Origin of the sequence: Roseomonas gilardii, assembly GCF_001941945.1 — a bacterium.
GTDB lineage: Bacteria > Pseudomonadota > Alphaproteobacteria > Acetobacterales > Acetobacteraceae > Roseomonas.
This window is the reverse complement of sequence record NZ_CP015583.1, coordinates 3,021,275-3,033,422: the sequence shown is the minus strand read 5'-3', so window position 1 is coordinate 3,033,422 and position 12,148 is coordinate 3,021,275. Positions and strand designations below refer to the sequence as shown.

7 protein-coding genes are annotated in these 12,148 nt (G+C 67.3%); all 7 read left to right on the top strand.

Annotated elements, in window-relative coordinates:
- Window position 1: 1 nt before the first annotated feature.
- The 7 genes from RGI145_RS13945 (at window position 2) to rpoC (ending at window position 11,870) form a co-directional block, all read left to right on the top strand.
- Window positions 2-487: a DUF2062 domain-containing protein gene (locus RGI145_RS13945; protein WP_075798820.1), complete on the top strand. Its 486-nt coding sequence runs from the start codon at window positions 2-4 to the stop codon at window positions 485-487.
- A 180-nt stretch (window positions 488-667) separates the two neighbouring features.
- Window positions 668-1,102 carry a 50S ribosomal protein L11 gene (rplK, locus tag RGI145_RS13940; RefSeq protein WP_019462392.1) on the top strand — a complete coding sequence of 145 codons (435 nt, stop codon included), beginning with the start codon at window positions 668-670 and terminating at the stop codon, window positions 1,100-1,102.
- A gap of 4 nt (window positions 1,103-1,106) precedes the next feature.
- The gene (gene rplA / locus RGI145_RS13935) at window positions 1,107-1,799 is read left to right on the top strand and encodes a 50S ribosomal protein L1 (protein ID WP_027282493.1); all 693 of its coding nucleotides are present in this window, start codon (window positions 1,107-1,109) and stop codon (window positions 1,797-1,799) included.
- A 327-nt stretch (window positions 1,800-2,126) separates the two neighbouring features.
- On the top strand, window positions 2,127-2,651 hold the full coding sequence (rplJ, locus tag RGI145_RS13930; protein WP_027282492.1) for a 50S ribosomal protein L10: 525 nt from the start codon (window positions 2,127-2,129) through the stop codon (window positions 2,649-2,651).
- A gap of 88 nt (window positions 2,652-2,739) precedes the next feature.
- Entirely contained in the window at window positions 2,740-3,120 is a 381-nt protein-coding gene (gene rplL / locus RGI145_RS13925; RefSeq protein WP_075798819.1) for a 50S ribosomal protein L7/L12, read from the top strand.
- 245 nt (window positions 3,121-3,365) lie between these two features.
- Window positions 3,366-7,559 carry a DNA-directed RNA polymerase subunit beta gene (rpoB, locus tag RGI145_RS13920; RefSeq protein ID WP_075798818.1) on the top strand — a complete coding sequence of 1,398 codons (4,194 nt, stop codon included), beginning with the start codon at window positions 3,366-3,368 and terminating at the stop codon, window positions 7,557-7,559.
- Between the two features lie 99 nt (window positions 7,560-7,658).
- On the top strand, window positions 7,659-11,870 hold the full coding sequence (rpoC, locus tag RGI145_RS13915; protein WP_075798817.1) for a DNA-directed RNA polymerase subunit beta': 4,212 nt from the start codon (window positions 7,659-7,661) through the stop codon (window positions 11,868-11,870).
- The last annotated feature ends 278 nt before the right edge of the window (window positions 11,871-12,148 follow it).

Genomic DNA, 12,148 nt, shown 5'->3' with positions numbered 1-12,148 from the left:
GATGCCGGAAGGCCGCCTGGAGGAGCTGAGGCGGCGGCTCTGGGAGGGGTGGGAGAGAATTCTTTCCTCGCCCGGGGGCCCGGAACGGGTGGCCCGGGGGATCGGGGCAGGTGCCTTCTCGGCCATGCTGCCGGCCTTCGGGCTCCATATCGCCCTGGCAGCGGGCCTGGCTTTCCTGCTGCGGGGCAGCATCGCGGCAGCGGGGGCGACCTGCCTCCTGCTCGGCAATCCGCTGACCCACGCGCTGCTGATCCCGACGGAATACGAGATCGGCCGCGTGATCCTCGGGCATGAGATGCACCATCACGCCTCCCCCGGGGCGAGTTTCAGCCACTGGCTGAGCCTGGGCGTGCCAGCCTTGGAAGAGCTGCTGATGGGTGGGCTGGTGATCGGCATCCCGGTGGGGATCGTGGCCTGGCTGCTGGCAAGGCGGATCCTGCTGCGCCGGGCGGCGGCCGAGGCTGCTGCCCGGGGAGATGCCGCCTGAAGGCTCCTGGTCGGGGTGCCCGTCGCGGCGCGGGGCTGATGCGCGTCCGGTGGGCGATTCACCGATGGACAGGCAGCACGGGGGGGTGTAGAGCCCGCCACTCACTCGCACCGATGGACGCGGGAGGCCCAGCCATGGGCCGCCGAACCGCGCGCCCCCGGTTCCTGGGGATGGAGTATCATGGCTAAGAAGATCGTCGGCTACATCAAGCTGCAGATCCCGGCCGGCAAGGCGAACCCGTCGCCGCCGGTCGGCCCCGCGCTGGGTCAGCGCGGCCTGAACATCATGCAGTTCGTCAAGGAGTTCAACGCGGCGACGCAGCAGATGGAGCCCGGCACCCCGACGCCGGTCGTCATCACCGCGTATTCCGACCGCACCTTCTCCTTCATCACGAAGACCCCGCCCAACACCTACTTCCTGCTGAAGGCGGCGAAGCTGGACAAGGGCTCGCAGACCCCCGGCAAGGGTGGCGCGGTGGGCCGCGTGACCAAGTCGCAGCTGCGCGAGATCGCGGCGGTGAAGATGAAGGACATGAATTGCCAGGACGTGGAGGCCGCCGTGAGCATGCTCGCCGGCTCCGCCCGTTCCATGGGCATGATCGTGGCGGAGGGCTGATCCGATGGCCGGCAAGCGTCTGAAGAAGCTCGTCGAGGGTCTGGACCTCGAGAAGTCCTACGCGCTGGAGGAGGCGATCCGCCTCGCCAAGGCGAATGCGACCGCCAAGTTCGACGAGACCGTCGAGATCTCGATGAACCTGGGCATCGACCCGCGCCATGCCGACCAGATGGTCCGCGGCGTGGTCGGCCTGCCGAACGGCACCGGCAAGACGGTGCGCGTGGGCGTCTTCGCCCGCGGCCCCAAGGCCGAGGAGGCCCAGGCGGCCGGTGCGGACGTGGTGGGCGCCGAGGACCTGGCCGAGCAGGTGCAGGCGGGCAACATCAACTTCGACCGCTGCATCGCGACCCCGGACATGATGGCCCTGGTGGGTCGCCTGGGTAAGATCCTGGGCCCGCGCGGCCTGATGCCGAACCCGAAGCTCGGCACCGTGACCATGGACGTCAAGGGCGCCGTGACGGCGGCCAAGGCGGGTCAGGTGGAGTTCCGCGCTGAGAAGGCCGGCATCGTGCATGCCGGCATCGGCAAGGCTTCCTTCGAGGAGGGCAAGCTGCTGGAGAACGCGCGCGCCTTCATCGACGCGATCCAGAAGGCCCGCCCGACGGGTGCCAAGGGGACCTATGTGAAGAAGGTCGCCCTGAGCTCCTCCATGGGCCCGGGCCTGAAGGTGGACGTGGCCTCGCTGGCCTCCGCCTGAGGAAAGTTTGGAGCGGTGGCCTCCGGGCCCCGCTCCGGGATACGCCTTCCCGTCGAACGGAGGGTGGACAGGGCGGGGCCCTCGGGACCCGCCCGGAACCTGTCGGAAACCGTGGGTGGCCCATCCGGGCCTTGATGTGGCTTAGCCGCGCCAACGGTAGACGGGGCGTCAAATCGATCTGTTTCCCGGTGCCCGAGGGCAGCGGGCAAGGCTCGGCTTGGCTTTCCGGCTTACTGGCAGGCGAAGAGGGTGCGGCGGGTGCCGTTCCCTCGCGTGAACCGCCGGGGCCCCTCCACAAGGCTTTCCGGCTTTCGTTTGGAGACGGAGTTGGACCGTACGGAGAAGCGCGAGTTCGTCGCGACCCTCGCCGACGTGTTCGCCGAGACCTCCTTCGTCCTGGTCGCCCAGAACAAGGGCATGACCGTGGCCGAGGTGAGCGAGCTGCGGCGTCGCATGCGCGGTGCGGGCGCGACCTACAAGGTCGCGAAGAACCGCCTGGCCGGCCTCGCCCTCGACGGAACCCGCTTCCAGGGCATCCAGCCGCTGCTGAAGGGTCCGACCGCGCTCGCGTGGTCGAAGGACCCGGTGGCCGTGGCGAAGACCGCCGTGGAATTCGCCAAGACGAACGATAAGTTCGTGATCCTGGGTGGTGCCCTCGGCACGCAGACCCTGGCCCTGGACGGGGTCAAGGCGCTGGCTGAGCTGCCCTCCCTGGAAACGCTGCGTGCGCAGCTCGTGGGTCTCATCCAGACCCCGGCGACGCGCATCGCGGGCGTGCTGCAGGCTCCGGCCGGGCAGCTGGCGCGGGTGTTCGGGGCGTATGCCAAGAAGGACGAGGCGGAAGCCGCCTAACGCGTACCGGCCTGTCCGGTTGCCGCAAGGGCGCCGGGCGGGTCTTGCAAAGACCAAGCCAAGCCACTAGATCGAAGGATATACGAATATGGCTGATCTCGCCAAGCTGGTTGACGAGCTGTCGACCCTCACGGTTCTCGAGGCCGCTGAGCTCTCCAAGCTGCTCGAAGAGAAGTGGGGCGTTTCCGCCGCCGCTCCGGTTGCCGTGGCTGCTGCCCCGGCCGCCGGTGGCGCCGCTGCCGCCCCCGCCGAGGAGCAGACCGAGTTCACCGTGACCCTGGCCTCCGCCGGCGACAAGAAGATCAACGTGATCAAGGAGATCCGTACGATCACCGGTCTGGGCCTGAAGGAGGCCAAGGACCTGGTCGAGGGCGCGCCGAAGGTGATCAAGGAGGCCGCGTCCAAGGACGAGGCCGAGAAGATCAAGAAGGTGCTCGAGGAGAACGGTGCCAAGGTTGAGGTCAAGTAAGACCTTTCAACCGGCACGCTGCCGGGGCTACGCTGCCGGCAGCGGACTGAGTATTTGAGCGGTAGGGGCGGAATTCCGAAGACACTCGGAGTCCCGCCCTTGCCTGCGTTTCCCTGGACTAGTCCCCGTGGCGGGCTGGTCCTGGCAAACGCGGGGCACGACACAGGTGCACCCCGGCCGGGGGGAAGGGGCGTCCGAGGACGCCGCTTTGGCCCCGGCCGGAGACAGAAGGAAGCAGGGCGCGCATGAACGCTATCGCAAAGTCGTTCGGGGGCAAGGGGCTGACTGGCCGGAAGCGCATCCGCAAATCCTTCGGGCGGCTGCCCGAGGTGGCGCCGATGCCGAACCTGATCGACGTGCAGCGGGCCTCCTATGAGGCCTTCCTCCAGATGGGCGTGGATCCGGATGTCCGGAGCCAGGCCGGGCTGCAGGAAGTGTTCAAGTCCGTGTTCCCGATCGATGATTTCGCGGGGCGCGGCCGGCTGGAGTTCGTGCAGTACGAGCTCGAGGAGCCGAAATACGACGTCGAGGAGTGCATGCAGCGTGGCCTGACCTTCGCCGCGCCGCTGAAGGTCCGCCTGCGCCTGATCGTCTGGGACATCGACGAGGACACCGGTTCCCGCTCCGTCCGCGACATCAAGGAGCAGGATGTCTACATGGGCGACATGCCGCTCATGACGGACAACGGCACCTTCATCATCAATGGCACCGAGCGCGTCATCGTCTCGCAGATGCACCGCTCGCCGGGCGTCTTCTTCGACCACGACAAGGGCAAGACGCATTCCAGCGGCAAGTACCTCTTCGCCGCGCGTGTGATTCCCTATCGCGGCTCCTGGCTCGACTTCGAGTTCGACGCCAAGGACATCTGCTATGTCCGCATCGACCGGAAGCGCAAGCTGCCGGCCTCGACACTGCTCTATGCGTTGGATTCGGCCGCCACCGCGGCGCTGCGCGCCGAGCGCGGCGGAGAGATCGAGCTCTCCGAGGTCCGTGGCATGGATGCCGAGGAGATCCTCAGCACCTTCTACGGCAAGGTGATGTTCACGCGCGGCCCCAAGGGCTGGTCGCGTCCCTTCGTGCCGGAGAGCTTCCGCGGCGTGAAGCTGCTGGAGGACCTGGTCGACGCCGACAGCGGCAAGACCGTCGCGACGCGCGACACCAAGATGACGCCGCGCCTGGCCCGCAAGATCGCCGAGGAGGGGACCAAGGAGGTCCTGGTCGGCCGTGTGGACCTGATCGGCCGTTTCCTGTCCGACGACCTCGTGGACCTCAACACCGGTGAGATCTATGGCGAGGCCGGCGAGGAGCTGACCGAGGCGAAGCTGACCGCCATCGAGGACGCGGGCTATGACAGCCTGCCCACCCTTGCCATCGACCAGCAGGTCGGCCCCTGGATGCGCAACACGCTCGCGGTGGACAAGGCCACCAACCGCGACGAGGCGCTGATGGACATCTATCGCGTCATGCGCCCGGGCGAGCCGCCGACGCCGGAAACGGCCGAGGCGCTGTTCCGCGGCCTGTTCTTCGATCCGGAGCGCTACGATCTCTCGGCCGTGGGCCGGGTGAAGATGAACATGCGCCTGGGCTTCAGCCTGCAGGACGTGCCCGATACGCAGCGCACGCTGCGTAAGCAGGACATCCTGGCCACGCTGAAGACCCTGCTGGAGCTGAAGGACGGCAAGGGCCAGATCGACGACATCGACAACCTCGGTAACCGCCGGGTGCGTTCGGTCGGCGAGCTGATGGAGAACCAGTACCGCGTCGGCCTGCTGCGCATGGAGCGCGCGATCAAGGAGCGCATGGGGTCGGTTGATATCGACACCGTCATGCCGCACGATCTGATCAACGCGAAGCCGGCGGCGGCGGCGGTGCGGGAGTTCTTCGGCTCCTCGCAGCTCTCGCAGTTCATGGACCAGACCAACCCGCTCTCCGAGGTGACGCACAAGCGCCGCCTGAGCGCGCTTGGCCCGGGTGGCCTGACGCGCGAGCGCGCGGGCTTCGAGGTGCGCGACGTGCACCCGACGCATTACGGCCGCATCTGCCCGATCGAGACGCCGGAAGGCCCGAACATCGGCTTGATCAACAGCCTCGCCACCTTCGCCAAGGTGAACAAGTACGGCTTCATCGAGACGCCGTATCAGATGGTGCAGGACGGCAAGATCGTCGGCGAGCCGCGCTACCTCTCCGCCATGGAAGAGGAGAAGCTCGTCGTCGCCCAGGCGGATGCCGAGGTGGACCGCGAGAGCGGCGAGTTCCGCTCCGAGCTGGTGAGCGTGCGCCAGGGCGGCGACTTCCGGCTGGTGAAGCCCGAGGAGGTGACGGCGATCGACGTGTCGCCGAAGCAGCTCGTCTCGGTGGCCGCGGCGCTGATCCCGTTCCTGGAGAACGACGACGCCAACCGCGCGCTCATGGGCTCGAACATGATGCGGCAGGCGGTGCCGCTGGTGAAGTCCGACGCGCCGCTGGTAGGCACGGGCATGGAGGCCGCGGTGGCGCGGGATTCCGGCGCGACCATCGTGGCCCGGCGTGACGGCGTCATCGACAGCATCGACGGTGCGCGCATCGTGGTGCGGGCGACGGCCGAGGACGGCACGACCAAGGGCGTGGATATCTACCGCCTGCGGAAGTTCCAGCGTTCCAACCAGAGCACCTGCATCAACCAGCGTCCGCTGGTGAAGGTGGGCGACCGGGTGCAGGCGGGCGACATCATCGCCGACGGCCCGTCCACGGAGCTGGGCGAGCTGGCGCTGGGCCGCAACGTGATGTGCGCCTTCATGCCCTGGAACGGCTACAACTTCGAGGACTCGATCCTGATCTCCGAGCGCATCGCGCGGGACGACGTGTTCACGTCGATCCACATCGATGAGTTCGAGGTGATGGCCCGCGACACGAAGCTGGGCCAGGAGGAGATCACCCGCGACATCCCGAATGTCGGCGAGGAAGCCCTCCGGAACCTCGACGAGGCGGGCATCGTCTATGTCGGCGCCGAGGTGAACCCGGGCGACATCCTGGTCGGCAAGGTGACGCCGAAGGGCGAGAGCCCGATGACGCCGGAGGAGAAGCTCCTCCGCGCCATCTTCGGCGAGAAGGCCTCGGACGTCCGCGACACCTCGCTGCGCCTGCCGCCGGGGGTCTCGGGCACGATCGTGGACGTGCGAGTCTTTTCCCGCCGCGGCGTGGACAAGGACGAGCGCGCCATGGCGATCGAGCGCGCCGAGATCGAGCGTCTGGCGAAGGATCGCGACGACGAGCGGGCCATCCAGGAACGTTCGTTCCATTCGCGACTGCGCGAGAAGCTGCTGAACCGCAAGGCCTCCGGCGGTTTCCGGGGTGTCAAGGCGGGCACGGTCATCACCGACGAGGTGCTGAACGAGTTTGCCAAGGTGACCTGGCGCCAGATCGGCGTGGCCGACGACGCGGTGATGGCGGAGATCGAGGCGCTGAAGCGCGAGTTCGATGCCGCCGTGGAGCGGCTGCAGAAGCGCTTCGAGAGCAAGGTCGAGAAGCTGCAGCGCGGCGACGAGCTGCCGCCCGGCGTGATGAAGATGGTCAAGGTCTTCGTCGCGGTGAAGCGGAAGCTGCAGCCGGGCGACAAGATGGCCGGCCGCCACGGAAACAAGGGCGTGGTCTCCCGCGTCGTGCCGATCGAGGACATGCCGTTCCTCGAGGATGGGCGCGCGGTGGATCTGGTGCTGAACCCGCTGGGCGTGCCGTCGCGCATGAACATCGGCCAGATCCTGGAGACGCATCTGGGCTGGGCCTGCGCCAATCTCGGCCGGCAGGTGGGCGAGCTGGTGGAGGATTACCGTCGGGCGGGTGCGGCGCGTGACGCGCTGGTTGCCAAGCTACGCGAGGTCTATGGCGACGAGATCGTCGACGAGCAGGTCGCGGAGATGACCGAGGACCAGCTCATCGAGCTCGGCGACAACCTGTCGAAGGGCATTCCGATCGCGACGCCGGTCTTCGACGGCGCCCGCATCTCCGACATCGAGACGATGCTGGTGAAGGCGGGGATGCCGACCTCCGGGCAGATGCAGCTGATCGACGGGCGTTCGGGCGAGCCGTTCGAGCGCAAGACCACGGTCGGCTACATCTACATGCTGAAGCTGCACCACCTGGTGGACGACAAGATCCACGCCCGTTCCATCGGTCCCTACTCGCTCGTCACCCAGCAGCCGCTGGGCGGCAAGGCGCAGTTCGGCGGCCAGCGCTTCGGCGAGATGGAGGTCTGGGCGCTGGAAGCCTATGGCGCCGCCTATACCCTGCAGGAGATGCTGACGGTGAAGTCGGACGACGTGTCCGGCCGCACCAAGGTCTATGAGGCGATCGTCCGCGACCAGGACAGCTTCGAGGCCGGTATCCCCGAGAGCTTCAACGTTCTGACCAAGGAGCTGAAGAGCCTGGGCCTGAACGTGGATCTCGAGAACCGCGGCAACTGAGCCATTGAGAAGATCGCGCCGGCCCCCGCCAGCGGGGCCGGTCGCTGATTTCGCGGTGGTGTGCCCCCGTCACCGCAGGCTGGACGAGAAGGAAGGCCCATGAACGAGCTGATGAAGATCCTTGGCCAGACCGGCCAGGCTGTGAGCTTCGACCAGATCAAGATCACCATCGCGTCGCCGGAGCAGATCCGCTCCTGGTCCTATGGCGAGATCAAGAAGCCCGAGACGATCAACTACCGCACCTTCAAGCCCGAGCGGGACGGGCTGTTCTGCGCGCGCATTTTCGGTCCGATCAAGGACTACGAGTGCCTGTGCGGCAAGTACAAGCGGATGAAGTTCCGCGGCATCATCTGCGAGAAGTGCGGCGTCGAGGTGACGCTGGCCAAGGTGCGCCGCGAGCGCATGGGCCATATCGAGCTGGCCAGCCCGGTCGCGCATATCTGGTTCATGAAGTCGCTGCCCAGCCGCGTCGGCCTGATGGTCGACATGTCGCTGAAGGAGCTGGAGAAGGTCCTCTACTTCGAGTCCTATGTGGTGCTGGAGCCGGGTCTGACCGACCTCAAGCTGCACCAGCTCCTCACCGAGGACCAGTACCAGAACAAGATGGACGAGTTCGGCGAGGACGCCTTCTCGGTCGGCATCGGGGCTGAGGCGGTCAAGCAGATGCTGACCGGCATCGACCTGGGCAAGGAAAGCGCGACGCTGCGCGCCGAGCTGAAGGAGACGACCTCCGAGGCCAAGCGCAAGAAGTACGTCAAGCGGCTGAAGCTGATCGAGAGCTTCGCCGAGGGCGGCGCGCGTCCGGAATGGATGATCCTGGACGTCGTCCCGGTGATCCCGCCCGAGCTGCGCCCGCTGGTGCCGCTGGATGGTGGCCGCTTCGCGACCTCCGACCTGAATGACCTGTACCGCCGCGTCATCAACCGCAACAACCGGTTGAAGCGGCTGATCGAGCTGCGCGCGCCCGATATCATCGTGCGCAACGAGAAGCGCATGCTGCAGGAGGCGGTGGATGCGCTGTTCGACAACGGCCGCCGCGGCCGTGCCATCACGGGCGCCAACAAGCGCCCGCTGAAGTCGCTCTCTGACATGCTGAAGGGCAAGCAGGGCCGCTTCCGGCAAAACCTGCTGGGCAAGCGCGTCGACTACTCCGGCCGTTCGGTGATCGTGGTCGGTCCCGAGCTGAAGCTGCATCAGTGCGGCCTGCCGAAGAAGATGGCGCTGGAGCTGTTCAAGCCCTTCATCTACTCGAAGCTGGAGAAGTATGGCCACGCCACCACCATCAAGGCCGCCAAGCGGATGGTGGAGAAGGAGCGTCCCGAGGTTTGGGACATCCTGGAGGAGGTGATCCGCGAGCACCCGGTGATGCTGAACCGGGCGCCGACGCTGCATCGCCTGGGCATCCAGGCCTTCGAGCCGACGCTGGTCGAGGGCAAGGCGATCCAGCTGCACCCGCTGGTCTGCACCGCCTTCAACGCCGACTTCGACGGCGACCAGATGGCCGTGCACGTACCGCTGAGCCTGGAGGCCCAGCTGGAAGCGCGCGTGCTGATGATGTCCACCAACAACATCCTCAGCCCCGCGAACGGCAAGCCGATCATCGTGCCGTCGCAGGACATCGTGCTCGGCATCTACTATCTGAGCCTGGAGACGCCGGAGTTCCGCGCCTCGGCCGACAAGGCCGAGTATGACGCGCAGGGGCGGCTGGTGAAGGCCGGCCCGCCGGTCTTCGCCGATCTGGGCGAGCTGGAGCAGGCCCTGGCGGCCGGCAGCATCACGCTGCACACCAAGATCCTGGCGCGGCGCAAGACGATGCGCCCGGACGGGTCGGTGGTGAAGGAGCGGGTGGTGACCACCCCGGGCCGGATGATGATCGGCGCGCTGCTGCCGCTGCATCCGAACCTGCCCTACTCGCTGGTGAACCGGCAGCTGACGAAGAAGAACGTCTCCGACGTGATCGACGCGGTGTACCGTCACTGTGGCCAGAAGGAGAGCGTGATCTTCGCCGACCGGCTGATGGGCCTGGGCTTCCGCAACGCGGCCAAGGCGGGCATCTCCTTCGGCAAGGACGACATGGTCATCCCCGACAGCAAGGGGGAGATGATCGACCGCACCAAGGCCGAGGTGAAGGAGTTCGAGCAACAGTACCTCGACGGCCTGATCACCGCGGGTGAGCGCTACAACAAGGTCGTCGACGCCTGGTCGCGGGCCACCGAGGAGGTGGCGGGCGCCATGATGAAGGAGATCTCCAAGCAGGAGGCCGGCACGCCGACCAATTCGGTCTGGATGATGTCGCATTCCGGTGCCCGCGGTTCGCCGGCCCAGATGCGCCAGCTCGCCGGCATGCGGGGCCTGATGGCCAAGCCCTCGGGCGAGATCATCGAGCAGCCGATCATCGCGAACTTCAAGGAAGGCCTGTCGGTGCTGGAGTACTTCAACTCCACCCACGGCGCCCGCAAGGGCCTGGCCGACACCGCCCTGAAGACCGCGAACTCGGGCTACCTGACGCGCCGCCTGGTGGACGTGGCGCAGGACTGCATCATCGTGGACATCGATTGCGGCACCGAGCGCGGCATCACCGTGCGGGCCGTGATGGATGGTGGCGAGGTGGTGTCCTCCCTGTCCGAGCGGATCCTGGGTCGGACGGTGCAGCGCGAGATCGTGCACCCGGACACGGGCGAGGTTCTGGCCGAGCGGAACATGCTGGTCGAGGAGGCGCTCGCCGACCGGATCGAGAAGGCCGGGGTGGAGGAGGTCTATATCCGCTCCGTCCTGACCTGCGACAGCCGTTCCGGCGTCTGCGGCCACTGCTATGGCCGTGACTTGGCGCGCGGCACGCCGGTGAACGTGGGAGAGGCGGTCGGCGTGATCGCGGCCCAGTCGATCGGCGAGCCGGGCACGCAGCTGACCATGCGCACCTTCCACATCGGCGGCGCCGCCCAGCGTGGGGCGGAGCAGTCGGCGGTGGAGGCCACGACCGATGCCACGGTGCGGATCACCAACCTCGCGGTGGTGGAGAACAGCCAGGGCGCGCCGGTGGTGATGAGCCGCAACTGCGAAATCGTGCTCGTGGACGGCCAGAACCGGGAGCGCGCGCGGTTCCGCGTGCCCTACGGCTCGCGCATCCTGGTGGCGGAGGGGGCGCAGGTCCAGCGCGGCCAGAAGCTGGCCGAGTGGGACCCGTTCACCCTGCCGATCATCACCGAGCGGGCGGGTTTCGTCGAATATGCCGACCTGATCGAGGGCATCACCCTGGTCGAGCGGCAGGACGAGGTGACTGGCCTCTCCTCCAAGGTGGTGGTGGACTACAAGGCCTCCTCCAAGGCCGATCTGCGCCCCCGTCTCATCCTGAAGGACGAGAAGGGCGGGGTGGTGAAGCTGCCGAACGGGGCCGAGGCGCGGTACTTCCTTTCGCCCGATACGATCCTGTCGGTGGACAATGGCGCGACGGTGCATGCCGGCGACGTGATTGCCCGCCTGCCGCGTGAATCCTCCAAGACCCGCGACATCACCGGCGGTCTGCCGCGTGTGGCAGAGCTGTTCGAGGCCCGCCGGCCGAAGGATGCCGCAATCATCAGCGACATCGACGGCCGGGTGGAATTCGGCAAGGATTACAAGGCGAAGCGCCGGATCATCGTGAAGCAGGACGTGCCCGACGGGGAGGCTCCGATCGAGCGCGAGTATCTGGTGCCGAAGGGCAAGCACGTCTCGGTGCAGGAGGGCGACTACGTCAAGGCCGGCGATCCGCTGGTGGACGGTCCCCGCGTGCCCCACGACATCCTGCGGGTGCTGGGTGTCGAGGCGCTGGCCAACTACCTCGTGAACGAGATCCAGGACGTCTATCGGCTCCAGGGCGTGAAGATCAACGACAAGCACATCGAGGTGATCGTTCGCCAGATGCTGCAGAAGGTCGAGATCCTGGAGCCGGGCGACACCACCTACCTGATCGGGGAGCAGGTGGACCGGATCGAGTTCGACATCGAGAACGAGCATCGCCTGCGGGCGAAGGAGCGGCCCGCCCGGGCCGAGCCGGTGCTGCAGGGCATCACCAAGGCGAGCCTGCAGACCAACTCCTTCATCTCCGCGGCCTCCTTCCAGGAGACTACGAGGGTGCTGACCGAGGCGGCGGTGGCCGGCAAGGTCGATACCCTGGCGGGCCTGAAGGAGAACGTGATCGTGGGCCGCCTGATCCCGGCGGGCACGGGCTCGGTGATGAACCGGCTGCGGGCGCTCGCCGCGCAGCGGGACAAGGGCCGCCTGCCGGTCTCGACTCCGGCCCTGACGGGCGGGAGCCAGGAAGCGGCCGAGTAAAAGCCGGGCAACCGCGTTCCATGCATGGCAGGGCCGGGACCTTCGGGTCCCGGCCCTGTGCGTTTCGGGGCGTTCTTGCTTGACTCTGGAGGGGGGGAGGGGTAGGTCTCCGCCCCTCGACGGGGCTTACGGGCCTCGAAGGTTTTGTTCTTGGACGACAGCTCTGCGCCGCCGAGGCTGCCCTGTGCTGGGGGCGAAGTTCGGGGGTGGGATGGTGGCCCGAGGGGTGCGAAGGATCGCGCTCTGTCGGGCCCGCTCGCATGGCGGGGCTGGCGGCC